Source organism: Microbacterium sp. Au-Mic1 (genome assembly GCF_021341785.1).
Taxonomy (GTDB): domain Bacteria; phylum Actinomycetota; class Actinomycetes; order Actinomycetales; family Microbacteriaceae; genus Microbacterium.
Genome location: NZ_JAJTTF010000001.1, coordinates 94,026 through 115,569 on the forward strand (window position 1 = coordinate 94,026; position 21,544 = coordinate 115,569).

22 protein-coding genes are annotated in these 21,544 nt (G+C 68.8%); 20 read left to right on the plus strand and 2 right to left on the minus strand.

Annotated features, from left to right (window positions below; all coding sequences use genetic code 11):
* The first annotated feature begins 18 nt into the window (after positions 1-18).
* From murC to LXM50_RS00505, 9 genes are all read left to right on the plus strand, one after another.
* On the plus strand, positions 19-1,419 hold the full coding sequence (gene murC / locus LXM50_RS00465) for a UDP-N-acetylmuramate--L-alanine ligase (protein ID WP_233309147.1): 1,401 nt from the start codon (positions 19-21) through the stop codon (positions 1,417-1,419).
* Positions 1,420-1,550: 131 nt separating this feature from the next.
* Positions 1,551-2,450, plus strand: a complete 900-nt coding sequence (locus tag LXM50_RS00470) for an FtsQ-type POTRA domain-containing protein (RefSeq protein WP_233309148.1) — start codon at positions 1,551-1,553, stop codon at positions 2,448-2,450.
* A 165-nt stretch (positions 2,451-2,615) separates the two neighbouring features.
* Complete coding sequence (ftsZ, locus tag LXM50_RS00475; protein WP_233309149.1) at positions 2,616-3,779, plus strand: cell division protein FtsZ; 1,164 nt, start codon at positions 2,616-2,618, stop codon at positions 3,777-3,779.
* Positions 3,776-4,459 (plus strand): YggS family pyridoxal phosphate-dependent enzyme, encoded by a 684-nt coding sequence (locus tag LXM50_RS00480; protein WP_233309150.1) that lies wholly within the window; start codon positions 3,776-3,778, stop codon positions 4,457-4,459. Before ftsZ ends, LXM50_RS00480 begins: the two co-directional genes overlap by 4 nt.
* A 39-nt stretch (positions 4,460-4,498) precedes the next feature.
* Positions 4,499-4,999, plus strand: a complete 501-nt coding sequence (locus tag LXM50_RS00485) for a cell division protein SepF (RefSeq protein WP_233309151.1) — start codon at positions 4,499-4,501, stop codon at positions 4,997-4,999.
* 3 nt (positions 5,000-5,002) lie between these two features.
* Positions 5,003-5,308 carry a YggT family protein gene (locus tag LXM50_RS00490; RefSeq protein ID WP_233309152.1) on the plus strand — a complete coding sequence of 102 codons (306 nt, stop codon included), beginning with the start codon at positions 5,003-5,005 and terminating at the stop codon, positions 5,306-5,308.
* A 125-nt stretch (positions 5,309-5,433) separates the two neighbouring features.
* Positions 5,434-6,009, plus strand: a complete 576-nt coding sequence (locus tag LXM50_RS00495; protein WP_233309153.1) for a DivIVA domain-containing protein — start codon at positions 5,434-5,436, stop codon at positions 6,007-6,009.
* A 9-nt stretch (positions 6,010-6,018) separates the two neighbouring features.
* On the plus strand, positions 6,019-6,708 hold the full coding sequence (lspA, locus tag LXM50_RS00500; RefSeq protein WP_267920450.1) for a signal peptidase II: 690 nt from the start codon (positions 6,019-6,021) through the stop codon (positions 6,706-6,708).
* Positions 6,709-6,710: 2 nt separating this feature from the next.
* Entirely contained in the window at positions 6,711-7,634 is a 924-nt protein-coding gene (locus tag LXM50_RS00505) for an RluA family pseudouridine synthase (RefSeq protein WP_233309154.1), read from the plus strand.
* A 24-nt stretch (positions 7,635-7,658) separates the two neighbouring features.
* Here the strand turns inward: LXM50_RS00505 and LXM50_RS00510 are convergent, their stop codons facing one another.
* Positions 7,659-8,258 carry a TetR/AcrR family transcriptional regulator gene (locus LXM50_RS00510; RefSeq protein WP_233309155.1) on the minus strand — a complete coding sequence of 200 codons (600 nt, stop codon included), beginning with the start codon at positions 8,256-8,258 and terminating at the stop codon, positions 7,659-7,661.
* Between the two features lie 116 nt (positions 8,259-8,374).
* On the opposite strand from LXM50_RS00510, the gene LXM50_RS00515 reads away from it, so the two are divergent.
* The 6 genes from LXM50_RS00515 (at position 8,375) to LXM50_RS00540 (ending at position 12,659) form a co-directional block, all read left to right on the plus strand.
* Positions 8,375-8,989 (plus strand): DUF6230 family protein, encoded by a 615-nt coding sequence (locus tag LXM50_RS00515; protein WP_233309156.1) that lies wholly within the window; start codon positions 8,375-8,377, stop codon positions 8,987-8,989.
* Positions 8,990-9,141: 152 nt separating this feature from the next.
* Entirely contained in the window at positions 9,142-9,543 is a 402-nt protein-coding gene (locus LXM50_RS00520) for a DUF6114 domain-containing protein (protein WP_233309157.1), read from the plus strand.
* The gene (locus LXM50_RS00525) at positions 9,540-10,268 is read left to right on the plus strand and encodes a hypothetical protein (RefSeq protein WP_233309158.1); all 729 of its coding nucleotides are present in this window, start codon (positions 9,540-9,542) and stop codon (positions 10,266-10,268) included. The genes LXM50_RS00520 and LXM50_RS00525 overlap by 4 nt, the downstream gene beginning before the upstream one ends.
* Before the next feature lie 28 nt (positions 10,269-10,296).
* On the plus strand, positions 10,297-10,869 hold the full coding sequence (locus LXM50_RS00530; RefSeq protein ID WP_233309159.1) for a GNAT family N-acetyltransferase: 573 nt from the start codon (positions 10,297-10,299) through the stop codon (positions 10,867-10,869).
* Between the two features lie 79 nt (positions 10,870-10,948).
* The gene (locus LXM50_RS00535; protein WP_233309160.1) at positions 10,949-11,539 is read left to right on the plus strand and encodes an RNA polymerase sigma factor; all 591 of its coding nucleotides are present in this window, start codon (positions 10,949-10,951) and stop codon (positions 11,537-11,539) included.
* Between the two features lie 280 nt (positions 11,540-11,819).
* Entirely contained in the window at positions 11,820-12,659 is an 840-nt protein-coding gene (locus tag LXM50_RS00540; protein WP_233309161.1) for a hypothetical protein, read from the plus strand.
* A gap of 39 nt (positions 12,660-12,698) precedes the next feature.
* Here the strand turns inward: LXM50_RS00540 and LXM50_RS00545 are convergent, their stop codons facing one another.
* Positions 12,699-13,184, minus strand: a complete 486-nt coding sequence (locus LXM50_RS00545) for an NUDIX domain-containing protein (RefSeq protein WP_233309162.1) — start codon at positions 13,182-13,184, stop codon at positions 12,699-12,701.
* Here LXM50_RS00545 and LXM50_RS00550 point away from each other — a divergent pair.
* The 5 genes from LXM50_RS00550 to hisD all read left to right on the plus strand — a co-directional run bounded on the left by LXM50_RS00550 (position 13,137) and on the right by hisD (position 21,535).
* Complete coding sequence (locus tag LXM50_RS00550; protein ID WP_233309163.1) at positions 13,137-13,913, plus strand: RNA polymerase sigma factor; 777 nt, start codon at positions 13,137-13,139, stop codon at positions 13,911-13,913. The two genes, LXM50_RS00545 and LXM50_RS00550, sit on opposite strands and share 48 nt — an antisense overlap.
* On the plus strand, positions 13,888-14,979 hold the full coding sequence (locus LXM50_RS00555; RefSeq protein ID WP_233309164.1) for a hypothetical protein: 1,092 nt from the start codon (positions 13,888-13,890) through the stop codon (positions 14,977-14,979). The genes LXM50_RS00550 and LXM50_RS00555 overlap by 26 nt, the downstream gene beginning before the upstream one ends.
* A gap of 95 nt (positions 14,980-15,074) precedes the next feature.
* Positions 15,075-18,593 (plus strand): DNA polymerase III subunit alpha, encoded by a 3,519-nt coding sequence (gene dnaE / locus LXM50_RS00560; protein ID WP_233309165.1) that lies wholly within the window; start codon positions 15,075-15,077, stop codon positions 18,591-18,593.
* 146 nt (positions 18,594-18,739) lie between these two features.
* Positions 18,740-20,194, plus strand: a complete 1,455-nt coding sequence (locus LXM50_RS00565) for a hypothetical protein (RefSeq protein WP_233309166.1) — start codon at positions 18,740-18,742, stop codon at positions 20,192-20,194.
* 6 nt (positions 20,195-20,200) lie between these two features.
* Positions 20,201-21,535, plus strand: a complete 1,335-nt coding sequence (gene hisD / locus LXM50_RS00570; protein WP_233309167.1) for a histidinol dehydrogenase — start codon at positions 20,201-20,203, stop codon at positions 21,533-21,535.
* The last annotated feature ends 9 nt before the right edge of the window (positions 21,536-21,544 follow it).

Sequence of the window (21,544 nt, forward strand, 5' to 3'; positions counted from 1 at the left end):
ACTTAGGATGATTCAGCCATGATCAGACCCGACCTCTCCCTGCCGATCCCGGAAGACATCACCGCCGCGCACTTCATCGGCATCGGCGGATCCGGCATGTCGGGCCTCGCCCGCATGTTCATCGACGCGGGGATCCGCGTGTCCGGCAGCGATCGCGCGGACAGCGCCAACCTCCAGGCCCTGGCCGCACTCGGCGCCGACGTGCATGTCGGCCACGACGCAGCGAACCTGGGCGATGCCGACACGGTCGTGCACACCGGTGCGATCTGGCCGGAGAACCCGGAATTCGTGCTGGCCAAAGAGCGTGGACTGCACGTCATCCACCGGTCGCAGGCGCTGCACTGGCTGATCCGCGGACGTCGCCTCGTCTCGGTGGCGGGCGCCCACGGCAAGACCAGCTCGACGGGCATGATCGTGACCGCGCTGCGCGAGCTCGGCGCCGATCCGAACTTCGTCAACGGCGGTGTGATCGAGCAACTGGGCGCTTCCAGCTCCTCCGGTGCCGACGACCTCTTCGTGATCGAGGCCGACGAGTCCGACGGCACCTTCCTGCTCTACGACACCTCGGTCGCGCTGATCACGAACGTCGATCCCGACCACCTGGACCACTACGGATCCGACGAGGCCTTCCACGACGCGTTCGTGACCTTCGCGAACGCCGCGAGCGAGGCCGTCGTGATCTCCAGCGACGACCCCGGCGCCCTCCACGTCCGGGCGGGGATCACTCATCCGAACGTGATCTCGTTCGGTCTCGCGGAGGATGCGGATCTGCGGGTCACCGACATCGTCACGGACGGCCCGGTCGCCGCGACGCTGACAATGCACGGCTCCTCGGCCCGCATGCAGCTCGCGGTTCCCGGCGTGCACAACGCGATCAACGCGGCCGGTGCCGTGGCGGTGCTCACGACGCTCGGCTACGGGCTCGCGGACGCCGCCCGCGCGATGGAGGGCTTCGCAGGCACCGTCCGCCGCCTCGAGCTGCACGGCAGCGCACGCGGGGTGAGCGTCTACGACGACTACTCGCACCATCCGACCGAGGTCCGCGCCGCGCTGGATGCCATGCGCACGATCGTCGGCGACGGCCGCATCATCGCGATCCAGCAGCCGCACACGTACTCGCGGACCCAGCACATGTACCGCGAATTCGCGGAGGTGCTGGAGTCCGGTGCGGACCACACCGTGATGCTGGACGTCTACGGTGCGCGCGAGGATCCGGTTCCGGGCGTCACCGGCGAGCTGGTCAGTGGCGCGTTCGCGGACCCGCACCACGTGCACTACGTCGCGGACTGGCAGCAGGCCGCGGACTACACCGCGTCCGTGGCGCGCGAGGGAGACTACGTGATCACCCTGGGCTGCGGCAACGTCTACCAGATCATCCCGCAGGTGCTGGACGCGCTGCGCGCCACCGCCGAAGGCTGACCGTGCGCCGGCCGTCCGCGATCCCCGCTTCGGCGCCTCCGGTCGAGCCGGAGCGCCCGGTCCGCGCGCAGCCGTCCGGTGGCGCGCCGACGCGTGCGTGGGGGGCGCGGGCAGGCACGGGGAACGATCCGGTGGAGTCCGAGGCGGTCACGGGCCTGCCGGACGAGGAGAACGCGACCGCGCCGATCCTTCTCGGGCGCGGGGCGGCTGATCCGACGATCGCGCCGGACCGCACGGAGGAGGCGGACCGCTCGACGTCCCAGGATGACGCGCCCCTGACCGCGCGCGACCTCTGGCAGGCCACCCGTGCGCGCCGGAAGGCGCTGCGCACGGAGATCCGCCGCTTCACCCAGCGCTCCCGACGCCGCCGGATCGGCTGGGTCATCGCTGCCGCTCTGGCACTCCTCATCGTGGGAGGCAGCGTCGGCGCGGCGTACAGCCCGCTGTTCGCGGTGCAGACCATCACCGTGGAGGGGGCGAGCTCCCTCAAGGCCGCCGACGTGCAGAAGGCGCTCTCGGAGCAGGTGGGCCGGCCGCTCGCGCTCGTGGACGCCAGTGCGGTCAAGGCCGCGCTGGTCAGATTCCCGCTGATCGAGACGTACCGCCTCGAGGCGCACCCTCCGCACGACCTCGTGGTGCGGATCGTGGAGCGCACGCCCGTCGGCGTGATCCAGCAGAGCGACGGGCGCTTCACCGTCGTCGACGCCGCAGGGGTCGTGCTCTCGACCAGTGAAGGACGGCCGGCCGGATACGCGTTGATCGACGTCAGCGGCGGCACGGCATCCCCGGCGTTCGCGGCGGTGGGCACCGCGCTGCGCACGCTGCCCGCCGAGTTGCGCGCGCAGGTCGACGGCGCCACCGCATCCACTCCGGACGACATCGTCCTGCAGCTGACCGGCGGCGCCAAGGTGGTGTGGGGGAGTGCCGAGCAGTCGGCGCTCAAGACCCGCTCCCTGCAGGCCCTGATGAAGGCGAACCCCGCCGCCGCGTCGTACGACGTGTCCTCACCGGGCGTCGGCGTCGTCGGCTGAGCACCAATATCCGCCTCGATCGCGCGCAGGTGCGTGTCGCTTGGCTCCTGGGCGCCTTGCGCCGCTTACCTTCGATCCAAGAGAAAGCAATACCGGGAAATACTTTAACCTTCTGCTTGAGGTTTAAGGTTTCCGGCCCGGGGCTCGACAACATCGGAGGACGGGATGAGCCAGAACCAGAACTACCTTGCCGTGATCAAGGTCGTCGGTGTCGGCGGTGGCGGCGTCAATGCCGTCAATCGCATGATCGATCTCGGCCTGCGCGGCGTCGAGTTCATCGCGATCAACACCGATGCGCAGGCGTTGCTCATGAGTGACGCGGACGTCAAGCTCGACGTCGGCCGCGACCTCACCCGCGGCCTCGGAGCCGGCGCCGACCCGGAGGTCGGCCGACGCGCCGCCGAGGACCACGCGGAGGAGATCGAGCAGGCCCTGACCGGCGCCGACATGGTCTTCGTCACCGCGGGCGAGGGCGGCGGCACCGGCACCGGCGGCGCACCGATCGTGGCGCGCATCGCGAAGTCGATCGGCGCCCTGACCATCGGTGTCGTGACCAAGCCATTCTCGTTCGAGGGACGCCGTCGGCAGAGCCAGGCCGACGCCGGCGTGGCGAAGCTGAAGGAAGAGGTCGACACCCTCATCGTGGTGCCGAACGACCGTCTGCTCGAGATCAGCGATCGCGGTATCTCGATGATCGAGGCGTTCGCGACCGCCGATCAGGTGCTCCTCGCCGGTGTGCAGGGCATCACGGACCTCATCACGACGCCCGGTCTCATCAACCTGGACTTCAACGACGTCAAGTCGGTCATGCAGGGAGCCGGTTCCGCGCTCATGGGCATCGGCTCGGCGCGCGGTGCGGACCGTGCGATCAAGGCCGCTGAGCTCGCCGTCGAGTCGCCTCTGCTGGAGGCGTCGATCGAAGGCGCGCACGGCGTGTTGCTGTCGATCCAGGGCGGATCGAACCTCGGCATCTTCGAGATCCACGACGCCGCGGATCTGGTCAAGGAAGCCGCGCACCCCGAGGCCAACATCATCTTCGGAACGGTCATCGACGACACCCTCGGCGACGAGGTGCGCGTCACGGTGATCGCGGCCGGCTTCGACAGCGGCGAACCCACGCTGCGTCTCGACCCGCAGATCTTCTCGCGTACGACGGCACCCGCCGTCACCGAGAAGCCCTCCGTCGAGGAGCGCGAGGACTCGGCGCAGGCCGAGGAGGCGCCGCGCGAGACGGTTTCGGTGGCCGCGCCGTCGATTCCGCCGGTGCACACCAGCATCGAGCCGGCCTTCGATGAGAGCGACCTCGACATCCCCGAGTTCCTGAAGTGAGCTCCGTCGCCGGGCGGCTGTCCGCGATCGATGCAGCGATCGCGGACGCCGCGCGGCGCGCGGGACGCGATCCCGTGGAGATCACCCGCATCGTCGTGACGAAGTTCCACCCGGTTTCGCTCGTGAGCGAGCTGTACGATCTCGGGGTCCGGGAAGTGGGGGAGAACCGGCAGCAGGAGCTCTCCGCCAAGGCGGCCTCCCTCGCCGGCCTCGACGGCCTGCGCTGGCACTTCATCGGCCAGGCGCAGACGAACAAGGCCGGCGCGATCCGCCGCGCGGCCCAGGCGGTCCATTCGGTGGACCGCCTGCGCATCGCCGAAGCGCTCGACCGCGCCGCGGTCGACGATCAGCTGCTCGACGTGCTGCTGCAGATCAACCTCACCAACGATCCCGGTCGTGGCGGAGTCGCGCCGGGAGAGCTCGAGGAGCTCGCCGAGCAGGTGCTCGCACTGCCGACGCTGCGGCTGCGCGGCGTGATGGCCGTCGCACCGCTCGACGAGGACCCTGCGGCGGCCTTCGCCCGCGTGCATGAGTATGCGGAGCGGGTGCGCGCCGTGGCGCCCGGAGCCGACTGGATCTCCGCAGGCATGACGGGAGACTTCGCCGAGGCGATCGCCGCCGGCGCGACACACCTTCGCATCGGCTCGGCAATCACGGGGCCGCGACCCGCCCAGGGTTAGCCTCGAAACAGAACCACCCCTACACGTTCGGAGGACACGATGGGGAACCCGTTGAAGAAGACCATGGTGTACCTCGGCCTCGCCGATGAGGAAGAGGTCTACGAGGAGGCTGCCCCGGCCGCGCACAGCGTACGCCAGGAGCAGATCCGTCACGAGCCCGTCCGCCGGGATGAGGTGCGTCGTGAGCGGGAGGAGGCCAAGCCCGCCCCGGTGACGCCGCTGCGTCGTCCGACGGCTGTGCGTCAGCCCTCCGCCGGGGCCGTGAACGAGATCCTCACCGTGCATCCGAAGCAGTACCGCGACGCCCAGGTCATCGCGGAGAGCTTCCGTGACGGGATTCCGGTGATCATCAACCTCTCGCAGATGAGCGACGCCGACGCGCGCCGTCTGATCGACTTCGCGAGCGGGCTCTCGCTCGGCCTCTACGGGCGCATCGAGCGCGTGACGAGCAAGGTCTTCCTGCTGTCGCCGGAGAGCATCGCGGTGTCGGGACAGGGCGGGATCGCCGGGGGCGACGAGCCCGCGCTCGCGCACTCCTGACACGTGGTGGTGCCGCCCGCGGTCTCTGTGATCGCAGCGATCCTCAACATCCTGCTGCTGCTGTACCTGCTCACGCTGTTCGCACGGTTGATCCTGGAGTACATCCCCATCTTCAACCGCTCGTGGCGCCCGCGTGGCGCGGGGTTGATCGCGGCCGAGATCATCTACACGCTCACGGATCCGCCGATCAGGATGTTCCGACGCCTCATTCCTCCGCTGAGGATCGGACCTGTCGCGCTCGACCTGGGCTTCACCCTCACGATGATCATCGTGCTCATCCTGATGTCGATCACCAGATCGTTCATCTGACCGCCGGTTCCCGTGCGCCTTCGCGGCGCAGGGATCGGACGGCTATGCTTTTCTGAAGGTGCACGCCGAGGGGCAGGCGCCATTTCCACCCGGCCACCGAGAACTCATCGAAAGAGGAGCCACCCATGGCACTGACCCCGGATGACGTCGTCACCAAGCAGTTCCAGCACGTCCGATTCAAGGACGGCTTCGACCCGGACGAGGTCGACGACTTCCTCGACGAGGTCGTGCTCGAGTGGCGCAAGGCCCTCGACGAGAACGCCGAGCTGAAGGCGAAGCTCGCCGCCTACGAGTCGGGCGAGAAGGCCGCTCCCGTGGCCGAGGCCCCGGCTGCGGCAGCCCCCGCGCCCGTCGCCGCTCCGATCGCGGAGACCGGTGCGCCGGCTGCCGCGACCGCCGGCATCATCGAGCTGGCCCAGCGTCTGCACGACGAGCACGTCGCCGAGGGCAAGTCGCAGCGCGACCAGCTCATCGCCGACGCGAAGGCCCAGGCCTCGAAGATCCTCGCCGACGCGGAGCAGAAGCAGCGCGAGGAGACCGCACGTCTCGAGCGCGAGCGCAATGTGCTCGAGGGCAAGATCACCGAGCTGCACGACTTCGAGCGCTCTTACCGCACGCAGCTGCGCAGCTACATCGAGGGTCAGCTCCGCGACCTCGACGAGAAGGGCGGCCCCAACGGGGACGCCTCCTCCGCGCAGTAAGGGGCCCCGTTGACCCGGCGTCAACCGCTTCACGGTTCGGCGGCCGGCGCGATCATTGCGATTCTCGCAGTGCTCGTGCTGGCCGCCGACCAGTTTGTGAAGTACCTCACCATCGCCCACCTGCCCCAGGAGCAGGTCGTTCCCGTGCTCGGGGGCTTCCTGCAACTCTTCTACATCCGCAATTCCGGGGCGGCGTTCTCGATCGGCGCGGGCTACACCTGGATCTTCACGATCGCGCTGGCCGTGGTCGCGTGCGTGATCGTGTGGAAGGCGTTCTCGGTGCGCGCGCGGCTGTGGGCCGTCGTGCTCGGAGCGCTGCTGGGCGGCGTGCTCGGGAACCTCACCGACCGGATCTTCCGTGAACCGGGATTCGGCGTCGGACACGTCGTCGACATGATCTCGATGCCGTGGATGCTTCCGGCGATCTTCAACGTCGCCGACATCTTCATCGTCAGCGGCATGATCTCGATCGCGCTGCTGATCATCACGGGTCTCCGCCTCGACGGCACCCGCGAGCGCGACCACAAGGACGAGCCGGTCTCCGATTCCTCCGCCGGCGAGACGTCCGGACTCGCCGGTGTCGAAGAGGGCTCCTCCGGCATCGAGAGCTCCTCCGCGCACATCGTCGCGGATGACGTCGCGACGAGCGCGGATCCGAAGAGTCCTGCGCCGCGCGAAGGCGCCGGATCAGAGGGCTGATCATGGAATCCCGTTCTCTGCCCGTTCCGGACGGACTCGACGGCGTCCGCGTCGATGCGGCGCTGGCCAAGATGCTGGGCTTCTCCCGCACCTTCGCGGCAGAGGTCACCGAAGCCGGAGGTGCGGCGCTCGACGGCGTCGTCCTGGGCAAATCGGACAAGCTGCGCGCCGGTGGCTGGCTCGACGTGGAATGGGCCCCCAAGCAGGAGGTCCGGATCGAACCCATCGCGGTGCCGGACCTCGGCATCGTCTACGACGATGACGACATCGTGGTGGTCGACAAGCCCACCGGCGTCGCCGCGCACCCGTCTGTGGGCTGGGAGGGGCCGACCGTGGTCGGCGCTCTCGCGGCGGCCGGCTTCCGGATCGCCACCAGCGGCGCCCCGGAACGGCAGGGCGTCGTGCATCGCCTCGACGTGGGAACCAGCGGGCTCATGGTGGTCGCGAAGACCGAGGACGCCTACTCGGCTCTCAAGCGCGCCTTCAAGGAGCGGACGGTCGAGAAGATCTACCACGCTGTCGTGCAGGGACACCCGGATCCGCTCGCCGGCACGATCGACGCGCCGATCGGGCGGCACCCGAGCCACTCCTGGAAGTTCGCCGTGATCCCCGACGGCAAGCCCTCGGTCACGCACTACGAGACGCTCGAGGCCTTCCCGGGCGCATCGCTGCTGGAGATCCACCTCGAGACCGGCCGGACGCACCAGATCCGGGTGCACATGGCCGCCCACCGCCATCCGTGCGTGGGTGATCCGCTGTACGGCGCGGACCCGACCCTTTCAGCGCGGCTGGGCCTGACGAGGCAGTGGCTGCACGCGCACCGGCTCGGGTTCGCCCATCCGATCACAGGGGAGTGGGTGCAGACGGAATCGCCGTACCCCGCCGACTTCCAGCATGCGCTGGACGTGCTCCGCGACGAGGACTGAGCAACGCGGTCTGACTCCTCGGGGTCAGAGGGGCAGTTCGCCCGTCGCCGAGACCACGCCGTCGAGGGTCGCCTCCAGGAACCGGACGACCACCTCCGGATCCTCATCCCGGTCGATGACCAGGCTGATCAGGGTCTCTTCGGTGAACGACACCCACGAGCGCAGAGCGACGCGCAGCCCCGGCGTGTCCGGGGCGCCGAGCTCGGTGAACGCGTCGAGAAGACGCTCGGCGTTGAGGTCGCGCGATTCGTCCACCACCCGGCGGACGGCGGGATCTCCGCTCGCGATGCCGCGCACGAGAGAGTGGAACGTGCCCTGGTGCTGGCGCACGAACTCCGTGATGCGCAGGAGCGTGTCGCGCACGCGCGCCCGGGGTTCCAGGTCGTCGCGCGGCTCCGAGGCGAGCAGCAGGCTGTCCCTCGCCATGGTCACCACCGCGAGGTGCATGCCCTGCCGGGTCTCGAAGTAGTGGAACAGCAGAGGCCGCGACACTCCGGCGCGCTGGGCGAGCACGTCCATCGTGAGCTCGTCCAGGGAATGCTCGGCGAGGAAGTTCACTCCTGTCGCGACGAGCTGCGCACGACGCTCCTCGGGCGTGAGTCGGGCGCGTCGCAGGTCGGGCATGTCCCGAGCCTAGTGGGGCGGGGCAGCCGCCGCGTCCAGTATTGACTCTGAGTCAACGGGCAATATACTCGACCAGTGAGCGTCGCCATCGCAGTCGGCGCACTGGAGGAGGATCGATGAAGTTCCCGAAGTCCGAACGCGTTCGCAAGCTCGGGTCGTCCCACGCCGGTCGTATCGCTCTTGTCGCGATTCCGGCGGGAGTGGTCGCCGCAGCGTTGATGGGCGGTGTCGCTCAGGGCGCCGTGCCCGTGTCGTTCGCCGTCTCGGGAAGCCAGTTCCAGATCGGAGCCTCCCAGCTGGAGGGATCCGGCTTCTCGCAGTACGCCGGCGTCGCGAAGGACACGGAGGGCAAGGAGCACACCGTCGCCATCGCGAACATCAAGAGCGCGACCCTCAGCGACCTCTGCCAGTCGGTGATCACCGACACGCCCCTCGGCAAGGTCGGGGTGCTCATCAAGGCGGGCGGCAACGGGAACCCGGCATCCGCCAGCGATCTGCAGATCGGCATGACCGGGCTCAAGGGCGACGCCTCATTCGGAGCGATCCGCATCGGCGTGGACGCGTCCACCGTGAACACCGAGGCGAAGGGGACGGCGGGCGACTTCGCTCAGGACGCCGACACCGTCTCGATCAAGAATCTGCAGCAGACGGCCTGGAGCACCCAGGCTTCGGTGTTCACCCTCACGGGTATGACGCTGGAGCTGACGGACGGTTCGCAGGGATGCTTCTGAACGGCACTCCGATGACCGATGAGACGAGCGCGTCGGGGTCCGCGCGGCGCGATCGTCGTGATGCCGAGGCTCCGGGGTTGAGGCCGGTGCGTCCCGAGCCCTCGCCCGATGTCGATCCCCACGGCGCCGACGATTCCGTGGATGCGGCCAGCATGTCCGCGGATGAGACGGCCGTACGGGGGTTCCGGCACTGGCGGCGTCAACGCCCCTTCATCGGGGGGCTGCTGGTGGCGATCGGCGGCGTGGAGATGTTCTTCTCCGGGCAGCTCGACATCGGCCATCTGCACGTGCAGCTCGGCATCGAGGGACTGCAGGCGACGATCATCCCGATCGCACTGCTGCTGCTCGGGATCCTCGCGATCACGATGCCCGCTCACCACGTCTTCTACGGCATCCTCGCGCTCGTCGTCGCCATCTACTCGCTGATCGGGGTGAATCTCGGCGGCTTCATCGTGGGGATGCTCCTGGCGGGCACCGGGGCTGTGCTGGTCGTCGCCTGGATGGGGCCCCGCGATCCTGCGCCCGCGGGCGAGCCAGAGGAGGGCGCATCGTGAGGCCGCGGCGTCGCCACGCTGCCGTGCTCCTGGCATCGCTCGCCCTCGTCGCCCCACTGACCCTGGGGGCCGCCACGGCTCCGGCGTCAGAGCCGACAGGGCTGTGCATCCCGTTGCTCTGGTGCCCCTCGCCGAGCCCGTCGCCGACGACGCCCCCTCCGACGTCGGGAACGCCCGGTTCTCCGGTGCCGGGACTGCCGGCGCTACCGGGAGCTCCGGCGACGCCCGGTGCCACGGCGCCCGGCGCTCCGGGTGCAGCGGCGCCCACACCTGCACCGACGCCGGTCATCGCCGCCAAGGACGAGAGCGCGCCGGTCTTCACGAAGACCCCGGCCTCCATGGGCTCCCAAGGGCTGTCGTTCACCGGGCTGAGCGGCATCGCGATCGTGGATGTGCCGACGATCGACGGCGGCACGGTGCGCGCGCTGAAGATCTCTGCGGACTCGATCACGATCACCGGGTTCTCACTCACGGTCCGTCCGCCGGACAAGGCCGGACTGGTGACGAACGCCGACACCATGACCCTCACCGGGCATGTGAGCGTGTACCTGGGCTCGATCACGGCGACCACGCAGGACGGCCGTGGACTGACCCTGGGGACCGACACGCCTCCGCCCCTGGACGATGTCAAACCCGGCCTGCTGCGCGTCACGATGGGCCTCGTGGGCACCGTCGCGGACTCGATCAGCTACACGAACACCGACCAGCGCATCGTCGAGCCGTGATGTCGGCCCTCCGGGGCAGACTGGGGACATGAACATCGAGGTTCGCCCCGCCACCGTCTTCGACGACGTCGCGACGCTCGTGGGGCCGAAGAACCCGACATCGCAGTCCTGTTTCTGCTTGAGCTATCGGATCCCCAGCAAGGAGAGCCAGGCGCTGCGCGGCGAGGCCAGAGCAGCGAGGGTTCGCGAGCTGTGCGAACAGGATCCCTCTCCGGGCGTGATCGCGTACCTGGACGACGAGCCGGTCGGCTGGGCGGCGGTGCACCCGCGCAGGGACACGTCGTTCGCACGAAACCGACTGATCCCACACGTCGACGATCTCGACGTCTGGTCGCTGTGGTGCTTCCGCGTGCGCCCCGGCCACAGGAAGCAGGGGATCTCACACGCGCTCATCGAGGGAGCCGTCGACTATGCACGGGGCCGCGGCGCGCCGGCGATCGAGGGATACCCGGTCGACAACCAGGGTGCCAAGGTCGATCTCACCATGGCCTACGTCGGTACCCGCGCGCTGTTCGAGTCCGCCGGCTTCACCAAGGCGTCCGACACCGGATCCGTGATCAACGGGTTCCCCCGGGTGCTGATGCGTCTTGACCTGCGTTGAGCGTCCGTAGGCCGGATCTGGGCGAGCACGGCTCCGTAAATACCGTGAACCGGATGGACACGCTCAGACAATACATAGCGTGAGCACAGACAGCGAGATCATCCGGAGGTCTCTCGAACGGCCGGAGGCGTTCGCCGAGTTCTTCGACCGACATGCGGCCAGCGTCAACGCCTTCGCGACCTATCGCGTCGGGTACGTGGCTGCGGAGGACGTGCTGAGCGAGACGTTCCTCACCGCGTTCCGTCGCCGCTTCGACTTCGACCTCACCGCCGAGTCGGGCATCCCCTGGCTCCTCGGCATCGCGGCCCGGTTGATCCGCCGATATCGCGCGGTGGAGGCGAGGCAGTGGAAGTCGTTCGCCGCATCGGCGCAACGCGAGGAGCTCGTCACATCGGGCGGGGTCGATGAGGCGCTGAAGCGAGTCGACGCCGAGCGCGCGGTGGCGGCGCTCAAGACCCGGATCGCCGCGCTCGCACCGAGGGACAGGGAGACACTCCTGCTCTACGCCTGGCAGGGGTTGACGTACGACGAGGTCGCGGTGGCCCTCGGCGTCCCGGTCGGTACGGTGCGTTCGCGGCTCAACCGTGTGCGTCGCCGGCTGGACCCGGGACGCAGGATCGCAGCATTCGAGAAGACTCAGCAGAGAGGAGAGACCGTTGGACGTGTTTGATCAGGTCGCCGAGACCAGACCCGAGATCGCAGATGCCGAAGGGAACCTCACTTCCGCGCGCGCGGCTCTGATGATCGAGATCAGCGGTGCGAGGAACCCGGTGCGTTCTCGCGCTGGGCGACGGCCATGGCTGCTCGCCCTGGGAGCGGGCTGCGCCCTGGCGGCGGTGACCGCCGGAGCGCTCATCGTCGGGGGCGTATCGACGCCCGCGCCGTCGATCGTGGCAGACCCGACTCCGCCGCTTCAGACGACTCCTCCCTCGACACTGACTCCGACTCCGATGGTCACCGTGGGGCTGGAGACACCCCAAGCAGCGCTCGGCGCGGCGTCCGCGTCAGCGATCCACGGAGGAATGTCCCCACAGGCCGGGCAGTACTTGCGTGTCATGTGGACGACGGATGTGCTGTTGCTCAGCGACGGCACCACAATTGCGCAGCCGGGTCAGGGCCTGTCGTACTCGATGGCGACGAGAGCGTGGGTGGTCCGGACGAGCGGCTCCTTCTTCGTCCCGGCCGATGTGGGAGGCGACTGGTACTTCTCACCGTCCGCCGCACCCGTGGTGATGGCGGCCTATGGACAGGATGCGGCAACCGACCCGCAGATGCAGCAGTATCTGGACCGGTGGAGCACCGCGGCTGGGCTCGACGGGTTTCGTGCGGGGGGAGGCGCGCTTCCCGAGGGCGACGGGACTCTTCGCGGGGAGATCCTCACGTCCTTGCCCGACGACGCCGATGGGGTGCTGGCCTGGTTCCGCGCCCGACAGAGCGGCACATCCGAACTTCACCAGCGTGCGATGGTCGGCTGGACGCTGATGACCTTGCTGGCGAGCAACGCGGGAACGGGCGAAGTGCGCGCTGCCATGCTGCAGGCGCTGGCGGATCTCCCCGGTTCATCGATCGTCGACAGCCGCGGTTCCATTCGTACGGTCGCATTCGAATCGACCTTCGGCGAGGAACCCGGAGAGCCTCAGCGGCACCAGACGATCACGGTCGATGTCTCCACCGGACGGGTCATCGGCACGTCCGACAGCACGAATCCCGGCGGGACCATCGTTCCCGACGGTGTCGTCGATGAGCGCAACGACTACGCCGTCGAGATCGTGGATGGGCTGCCGGACTGATCCGTCCCAACGCCGGTGACGACGGCGCGCGGCGGACCCTCAGGCCTTCGGCGGGCGCCCTCCGCGGAAGTGCGCAGGATCGTCCTCGGCCACGGCGAGGGCGATCTTGCGGACGTGGGCATCGTCGACGTCGCCCATCGCGGCGAGGTCGTAGAAGCCGACCTCGGTGAGTTCGCCGTCGGCAGGGTGCGGTTCGCCCGAGGTCCAGGCGCAGCGGAACACCAGATCCAGGTAGTCGACCTCGTCGCCGTTCGCGTAGGTCACCCGAGGGAGCTGCTGGACGAGGGCGAGCCGCTCGACCTTCACGGCCACGCCCGCCTCCTCGAGGCACTCCCGCGCGGCCGCGTCGGCGGGTTCTTCGCCCGGCTCGACGATCCCGGACACCGCTTGCCAGGCGCCGTTGTCAGCGCGCTTGCCGAGCAGCACCTTCTCGTCGCGGAACACGATCGCGGTGACGCCGACAAGACTCAGCGGGGCGTGGCCCAGCTGTTCACGGAGCGCAAGAACGAAGTCGGGGGTGGTCATACGATCCAGGCTATCCGCGCCGGGAGCGTGGATAGCTATCGCTGTGCCGGAGAATACGAGCAGCACGGCCGCAACGGCTTCGTGACGAATTTCGAACCGTCCTCCAATATTCAGGCAATACATAGTGTGAGCACAGACAGCGAGATCATTCAGCGGTCGCTCGGGCAGCCCCGGGCGTTCGCCGAACTGTTCGACAGGCATGCCGGGGCACTCGGCGGCTACGCCGCCCGTCGCCTCGGCCCTGACGCGGGCCAGGACATCCTGAGCGAGACGTTCCTGGTCGCGTTCGCGCGGCGGGCGTCGTTCGATTCGACCTGGGAGTCGGCGCTTCCCTGGCTGTACGGGATCGCGTCGCGACTCATCCGGAAGCATCGGGCGACGGAGGCCAAGTACTTCCGATCGAGCGTGGAGCTGTCAGGCCGTGAAGAGCACGTCTCCCACGGCGATCTCGACGCGACGATCGCCCGGCTCGACGCCGAGCTCTCGACGAGAGAGCTGGCGCCCAGCATCGCAGCGCTGCCGGCGAAGGAACGCGAGACGCTGCTGCTGTATGCCTGGGGCGACCTGACCTACGAGGAGATCGCCGCGGCTCTGGGGGTGCCGGTCGGGACCGTGCGATCGAGGATGAACCGCGTGCGCACGAAGCTGAACCCCGCTCGGACCACCACGTCCGAACGAGCCAAGACGAAGGAAGGAGAGGTCGATGGACGTTTTCGAGCGCGTGCGTGAGGTCAACGCGGGGGCGGCCCTCACGGCGGAGCAGATCACCGCAGCGCGGTCCTGCCTCCTGGGAGGGATCGATGAGAGTACGGTGGCGGCACGCAAGCATGCGGCGCGGCGCCCGGCGTTCCTGATCGCCGGAGCAGTCGTCGGGGCCGCTGCGGTCACGGCGACGGCGCTGGTCGTCACGCACGTCGCAACGCCGGCGCCCCGGGTCGAGGCGATTCCTGCCCCGAGTGCAAGCCCTGCTCCGTCGGGGGCGGCGACTCCTGCGCCCTATCCGTCCGCAAGCACGGGGGCGGGCACCAGCCCGCAGGAGCCGTTCCCCGGTACGACTCCGCAGGAGGGGCAGTACCTGCGGCTGACGACGAAGACCGAGGTGCTGGTCTACCGCGGCCCCGAAGGCACTGCCTATGAATGGGGGTACCGGTACCCGACCGTTGGCATGCCGTTCTCCGCCCTGTTGGTGCGCACGGACGGGACGCTCTACGTCCCCGCCGACCGCGCATCGGAGTGGGTGCAGGTCTCCGGCCCTCCCTCGCAGAGGGTGCGCCCGTTTCCGGAGCCGCAGTCGCCCGAGGACGCAGCCGCCTGGGACGCCCTGTTGCCGGCGGGAAGCGGTGACTCGATCGCCCGGGCGGCAGGGGGCCGGTTCTCCGAACGGTCGACGCCGACTGACTTCTCCGTCTATCCCGGCGACCCGTCCGCCCTGCTCGATTATCTCCGTGCACAGTTCGCGGAGTCGGGTCCGGACGTCGATGAGCAGATGATGATGGCGATGGTCGGAGTGCTCAGGGGCAACCTCGCGCCCGCACCGCTGCGCAAGACGTTCATCGAAGCCCTGGAGCTCTCGGGGAAGAGCACCGTCGTCTCCACGGAGGGACCGATCACCACCTACGCGGTGGACTACGTGACCACCGGTGTGCGGCGCGAGACGATCACGATCGACGCGAGAACGGGGTGGGCGACGGAGTACACTCTCTCGGTGCATCGGGACGACGGCGGCCTCGTCCCCGAGAGCGTGCCGGATCTGCGATTCACTCTGTCGCAGGAGATTGTCGATTCTGCTCCGTAGAGGGAGAGCTCAGTAGGGGGCGTGGAGCCCCGTCGCCGTTCGTGGCGACGGGACTCCGGTGCCCGACGTCGGCACCCGAAAGTAGACTCGAAGGCATGGCATCAGACTCCTTCGTCCACCTGCACGTGCACAGCGAGTACTCGATGTTGGACGGGGCTGCGCGCATCGGGCCGCTCGTGCAGGAGGCCGTCGCGCAGGGCATGCCGGCCGTCGCGGTCACCGACCATGGCAACACGTTCGCCGCGTTCGAGTTCTACAAGGCGGCCCAGGCTGCCGGCGTCAAGCCGATCATCGGCATCGAGGCCTACGTCACCCCCGGCACGCACCGCAGCGACAAGTCGCGCGTGCAGTGGGGCTCGCCCGAGCAGCGTCGCGACGACGTCTCCGGATCCGGCGCATACACGCACATGACGCTGCTCTCCGAGACGACCGAGGGCATGCACAACCTGTTCCGCCTCTCCTCGACCTCGAGCCTGGAGGGCTACTACTTCAAGCCGCGCATGGACCGCGAGATCCTGCAGAAGTACTCCAAGGGTCTGATCGCCACCACCGGTTGCCCCTCGGGCGAGATCCAGACCCGGTTGCGTCTGGGGCAGTACGACGCGGCCCGCGCCGCCGCCGCAGAGTTCCAGGACATCTTCGGCAAGGAGAACTACTTCGCCGAGATCATGGATCACGGCCTCGAGATCGAGCGTCGCGTCACCGGCGACCTGCTGAAGATCGCGAAGGACCTGGGGATCCCGCTCGTCGGGACGAACGATCTGCACTACACGCACCAGCACGACTCGACCAGTCACGCCGCACTGCTCTGCGTGCAGTCGGGCTCGACCCTCGACGACCCGAACCGGTTCAAATTCGACGGCGACGGCTACTACGTGAAGTCCGCCGCGGAGATGCGCCAGGTCTTCCGCGATCACCCAGAGGCATGCGACAACACGCTTCTCATCGCCGAGCGCTGCGACGTCTCGTTCAACACCAGTGCCAACTTCATGCCGCGCTTCCCGGTCCCGCCCGGAGAGACGGAGGAGAGCTGGTTCATCAAGGAGGTGGAGAAGGGCCTCCAGTTCCGCTACCCGGGCGGCATCTCCGATGCGGTGCGCAAGCAGGCGAACTATGAGGTCGAGGTCATCTCGTCCATGGGGTTCCCTGGCTACTTCCTCGTCGTCGCCGACTTCATCAACTGGGCCAAGGACAACGGCGTGCGAGTGGGTCCCGGACGTGGATCCGGTGCCGGATCCATGGCGGCCTACGCGATGAAGATCACCGACCTCGACCCGCTCGAGCACGGCCTGATCTTCGAGCGCTTCCTCAACCCCGACCGCGTCTCGATGCCCGACTTCGACGTCGACTTCGACGACCGTCGTCGTGGTGAGGTGATCCAGTACGTCACCGAGAAGTACGGCGACGAGCGCGTCGCGCAGATCGTCACGTACGGCACGATCAAGGCCAAGCAGGCGCTGAAGGACGCAGGCCGCGTGCTCGGCTTCCCGTTCAGCATGGGGGAGAAGCTCACCAAGGCGATGCCGCCCGCGGTGATGGGCAAGGACATGCCGCTGGACGGCATGTTCGATCCGCAGCACCCACGGTACAAGGAGGCCAGCGAGTTCCGCGTGGTCATCGAGTCGGACCCCGAGGCGAAGACCGTGTTCGACACGGCGCTGGGCCTCGAGAACCTGAAGCGCCAGTGGGGCGTGCACGCGGCCGGCGTGATCATGTCCTCGCACCCGCTGATCGACATCATCCCGATCATGAAGCGCGAGCAGGACGGGCAGATCGTCACGCAGTTCGACTATCCGTCCTGCGAGTCCCTCGGCCTGATCAAGATGGACTTCCTGGGGCTCCGCAACCTCACGATCATCTCCGACGCCCTCGCGAACATCCGGATGAACCGGGGTGAGGAGCTCGTGCTCGAGGACCTCGCACTCGATGACCGCCCGTCCTACGACCTGCTCACCCGCGGTGACTCGCTGGGCGTGTTCCAGCTCGACGGCGGTCCGATGCGCGCACTCATGCGTCTGATGAAGCCGGACAACTTCGGCGACATCTCGGCACTCATCGCGCTGTACCGTCCGGGCCCGATGGGCGCCAACTCGCACACGAACTACGCGCTGCGCAAGAACGGTCTGCAGGAGATCACCCCGATCCACCCGGAGTTCGCCGAATCGCTCAAGGACATCCTGGAGGAGAGCTACGGCCTCATCATCTACCAGGAGCAGGTGATGGCGATCGCGCAGCGCGTGGCAGGGTTCTCCCTCGGTCAAGCCGACATCCTGCGCCGCGCGATGGGCAAGAAGAAGAAGTCGGAGCTGGACAAGCAGTTCGAGGGCTTCCAGGCCGGAATGCACGCGAACGGCTACTCGGACGGGGCCGTGAACGCGCTCTGGGAGATCCTGCTGCCGTTCTCCGACTACGCCTTCAACAAAGCCCACTCCGCGGCGTACGGCGTCATCTCGTACTGGACGGCGTACCTCAAAGCGCACTATCCCGCCGAGTACATGGCCGCGCTGCTCACGAGCGTCGGCGACTCCAAGGACAAGATGGCGCTGTACCTGAACGAGTGCCGTCGGATGGGCATCAAGGTGCTGCCGCCCGATGTGCGCGAGTCGATCAACTTCTTCGCGGCCGTCGGCGAGGACATCCGCTTCGGCCTCGGCGCGGTGCGCAACGTCGGATCCAACGTCGTCGAGGGCATCGTCCAGGGGCGTCAGGAGGAGAACTTCGCGTCGTTCCACGACTTCCTGAAGAAGGTGCCGCTGCACGTCGCGAACAAGCGCACGGTCGAGTCTCTGATCAAGGCCGGGGCGTTCGATTCGATGGGCGACACCCGCCGGGCGCTGGTGGAGATCCATGAGGACGCCGTCGAGGCGTCCGTGGGGCAGAAGCGCAACGAGGCGCAGGGCGCGATCGGGTTCGATTTCGACAGCCTCTACGACGAGATCGAGGAGGTCGCGCCGCCCAAGGTACCGGTTCGTCCGGAATGGACGAAGAAGGACAAGCTCGCGTTCGAACGCGAAATGCTCGGGTTGTACGTCTCCGACCATCCGCTCGCCGGGCTCGAGGTGCCGCTCGCGAAGCATGCCTCGATCGCCATCAACAGCCTGCTGGAGTCGGAGGATCTGCAGGACGGCGACCAGGTCACCGTCGCGGGGCTCGTCACGAGCGTCCAGCACCGCGTGGCCAAGGCGAGCGGCAACCCCTACGGCATGATCACCGTCGAGGACTTCGGCGGCGAGATCACCATCATGTTCATGGGCAAGACGTATCTGGAGTTCCAGAGCACGCTCCAGCAGGACACGATCCTCGCGGTGCGCGGGCGCGTCTCCCGCCGCGACGACGGTATGAACCTGCATGCGCAGTCGGCGTTCACTCCCGACATCGGGTCCTTCGACGCCGCCGGCCCGCTGTCTCTGCTCGTCCCGGAGCAGCGCGCCACGGAGCGTGTCATCGAGGATCTGGCCGACGTGCTGCGCCGGCATGCCGGCGAGACCGAGGTCATGCTGAAGATGCATCGCGGCGGCCGCGCGAAGGTGTTCGAAGTGCCCATGCCGGTGACTGTCACGGCGGACCTGTTCGGCGACCTGAAGTCGCTGCTCGGCCCGCAGTGCCTGGGCTGAGCCGGGAACCGCGCTTCTCTGCCCGAGCACGCGCGCGCTGTCGCGCGGGCGCAGGCCGCTCAGGGGGTCCCCACCGCCGCCAGGTAGTATCTGGTCCCGTTCGACGGCCGAAGTCCCCAGCGGCCGCACGACGAAAGGAAGTACTGATGACCGGCGACGTCCCCTTCGCTGAGATGGCGCAGGACGAACAGGATCCGACATCGAGCACTCTCGCTCCGTCCGACACGGAAGTCGACGACGCGGCCCTGCCCACTGCGGCTCCGCAGCAGGGCTGGTTCGGTTTCACGCTGCGCGAGCTGATCGTGATCGCCGCATGGGTGATCGCGTTCGCGCTGTCCTTCGTGCCTGGTGCCGGCAGCGTCCTCGACGCCTCGGCGACCGTCTGGACGATGAACGGCGCCTGGGCACTGGCGATCGGCGTGCCCACCGCGGCGGTGTTCCTCGTCGTGCTGCGACGCCTCTCGCCCGAGGGGATCCGCCGGGTCGGCTCCCTCGGCATCGATCAGTTCGCCTCGGTGGCCTTCTCCGTCGCCCTGGTCAGCTGGGCCGTGATGCTGTGGCAGCAGCTGGATCTCGTCGCCGCGACCCGGCGGTCTGCGCTGGTCACGTGGCCGCTGTGGCTGGAGATCCTGCTGATGCTGGTGCTCGTCGGCGTCACCGTGTTCGCAACGCTCATCCCCGGGATCCGCGAGGACTTCGAGGACCGCATCGAGACCCTCGCGCACCGCAACGCGAACCCGGTGCGTCCGGTGTTCACCCGACCGCGGCCGGTGCGGGCGAGGGGAAGCATCTCCGACCCGCAGAACGAGGACGACGTGGATCCGGGTCTGCTGCACGAGAACGAGGTCGGAGCCGCAGGGCATCTCTCCGCCACCGGGGTCACCGGCGCGGTGGTCCAGGGAGAGGCGGGCTACGTGCCGGAGCACCATCGTGAGTCCTTCCTCGTGTCGGAGGAGAACGACGTTGCGGCGTCTGCGCACGGGGAGACATCGGTCGCGGTGGAGACGGCGATGCCGGCCGCCGACGCCCCGTCCGATGTCGTGCCGGCCGACGATGCACCGACCGAGGCGATTCTGGACTCGGCTCCCGTGGATCGCCAGGCCTCCATGACGCCGGCCTCCGCTGAGGACCCGCAGGAGCAGGGCGAGCCCGCCACCCGGGCGGACGCCCGGCGCGCCGTCGCCGATGTCGAGGAAGCGACGGAGTCGGGGCCCGAAACGGACGCCGCTCGCGGATCCGAGCAGGAGCCGGACGCGGCGACCGCGCCGCACGACCTGTCCGACACCATGACCGAGGTGCTCGGCGAGCTGCTCGAACCTTCGGCGGACGAGGTGGCCACGCACGCGGTCGACGTCGTGCCGCAGAACGACGGCCGCGAGGTCGCTTCGGGGTCGGCGGGGCAGGGTGAGCAGCCCCAGCCGTTCTGGGCGCTCGCGCCCGACACGCGGGTCGTTCATGACGCACGCGGAGACACGATTTTCAAGATCGGGCCCGATGCGTGGATCCTTGTTCTCGAGGATCGCGGCGGCGCCTTCGTGGTGCGCCACGACGACGGTCGCGTGGGCTACCTGCACGACACCGAGAACATGACCCGAGGCTGAGGACGCATGCAGACGATCGACCTGAGGGGTCGCACCCTCTCCACCGCCGAGATGCTGGCCGCCGTGCCGCGCGCCACGGCTGCCCGCGCCGAGGCTCTGGCGACCGCCACCGCGATCGTGGAGGACGTGCGCGTCCGTGGCGAAGAGGCGCTGCGCGAGCAGGCCGAGCGCTTCGACCGGGTCAGCGGGCACGCGATCCGAGTCCCTCGAGAGCACCTCGACGAGGCGCTCGCCGGAGTCGACCCGCAGGTGCGCGAGGCGCTGGAGGCCGCGATCGATCGCGTGCGCCAGGGTTCTGCCGCGCAGGTGCCCGCGTCGCAGGTCACCGAGATCGGTCCGGGCGCGCGCATCGTCCAGCGCTGGCAGCCGGTCGGCCGGGTCGGCGTCTACATCCCCGGCGGCAAGGCGCCGCTCGCCTCGAGCGTCGTGATGAACGTGGTCCCTGCCCAGGTCGCCGGCGTCGACAGCATCGCGCTGGCCTCCCCGCCGCAGGCGGACGAGGACGGCCGCATCCACCCGACCATCCTGGCCGCGGCGGCTCTGCTCGACGTGGACGAGGTCTATGCGATCGGCGGCGCCGGCGCGATCGGCGCGCTCGCACACGGCGTCGCGGCGATCGGACTCGACCCGGTCGACGTGATCTCCGGCCCGGGCAACAACTATGTCGCCTCCGCCAAGCGCGCCGTCGCCGGTGTCGTCGGGACGGACTCCGAGGCGGGTGCGACCGAGATCCTCGTCGTCGCCGACGCCAAGGCCGACCCTCGTCTCATCGCTGTCGACCTGATCAGCCAGGCCGAGCACGATGAGCAGGCCTCCGCCGTTCTCGTCACGGACTCGGCGGAGCTCGCGGACCGCGTCGCGGCCGAGGTCGCGACGGCCGCTGCCGTCACCCGGCACAGCGTGCGCGTGCAGACGGCGCTCGACGGCCCCCAGTCGGCGATCGTCCTGGTCGACGATCGTGCTGCCGCCGTGGCGTTCAGCAACGCCTACGCCCCCGAGCACCTCGAACTGCACCTCGTCGACGCCGAGGAGGCGGCCGCCGCCTTCACGAGCGCCGGCGCCGTGTTCGTCGGAGACCAGACGCCGGTGAGCCTGGGCGACTACATGGCGGGCAGCAATCACGTGCTCCCGACCGGGGGACAGGCGCGCTACGCGTCCGGCCTCGGCGCCTACACGTTCCTTCGCCCGCAACAGGTGATCTCGTACGACCGTGATGCGCTGGCGCGTGCTCGCAAGGGCGTCGTGGCGCTCGCCGACGCCGAGATCCTCCCGGCCCACGGCGAGGCCGTCGAGGCCCGGTTCACAGCCGCGGCCGCGCCCGCCGCGGTGGCCGGGGCGTAGGCTTTCTCG

Bases quoted from the DNA above. Each gene is read 5' to 3' on its own strand.
- murC (WP_233309147.1), top strand. From the start codon at position 19: ATGATCAGACCCGACCTCTCCCTGCCGATCCCGGAAGACATCACCGCC.
- ftsZ (WP_233309149.1), top strand. From the start codon at position 2,616: ATGAGCCAGAACCAGAACTACCTTGCCGTGATCAAGGTCGTCGGTGTC.
- LXM50_RS00485 (WP_233309151.1), top strand. From the start codon at position 4,499: ATGGGGAACCCGTTGAAGAAGACCATGGTGTACCTCGGCCTCGCCGAT.
- LXM50_RS00495 (WP_233309153.1), top strand. From the start codon at position 5,434: ATGGCACTGACCCCGGATGACGTCGTCACCAAGCAGTTCCAGCACGTC.
- LXM50_RS00505 (WP_233309154.1), top strand. From the start codon at position 6,711: ATGGAATCCCGTTCTCTGCCCGTTCCGGACGGACTCGACGGCGTCCGC.
- LXM50_RS00510 (WP_233309155.1), bottom strand. From the start codon at position 8,258: ATGCCCGACCTGCGACGCGCCCGACTCACGCCCGAGGAGCGTCGTGCG.
- LXM50_RS00515 (WP_233309156.1), top strand. From the start codon at position 8,375: ATGAAGTTCCCGAAGTCCGAACGCGTTCGCAAGCTCGGGTCGTCCCAC.
- LXM50_RS00520 (WP_233309157.1), top strand. From the start codon at position 9,142: ATGTCCGCGGATGAGACGGCCGTACGGGGGTTCCGGCACTGGCGGCGT.
- LXM50_RS00530 (WP_233309159.1), top strand. From the start codon at position 10,297: ATGAACATCGAGGTTCGCCCCGCCACCGTCTTCGACGACGTCGCGACG.
- LXM50_RS00540 (WP_233309161.1), top strand. From the start codon at position 11,820: ATGGTCACCGTGGGGCTGGAGACACCCCAAGCAGCGCTCGGCGCGGCG.
- LXM50_RS00545 (WP_233309162.1), bottom strand. From the start codon at position 13,184: ATGACCACCCCCGACTTCGTTCTTGCGCTCCGTGAACAGCTGGGCCAC.
- LXM50_RS00555 (WP_233309164.1), top strand. From the start codon at position 13,888: ATGGACGTTTTCGAGCGCGTGCGTGAGGTCAACGCGGGGGCGGCCCTC.
- dnaE (WP_233309165.1), top strand. From the start codon at position 15,075: ATGGCATCAGACTCCTTCGTCCACCTGCACGTGCACAGCGAGTACTCG.
- LXM50_RS00565 (WP_233309166.1), top strand. From the start codon at position 18,740: ATGACCGGCGACGTCCCCTTCGCTGAGATGGCGCAGGACGAACAGGAT.
- hisD (WP_233309167.1), top strand. From the start codon at position 20,201: ATGCAGACGATCGACCTGAGGGGTCGCACCCTCTCCACCGCCGAGATG.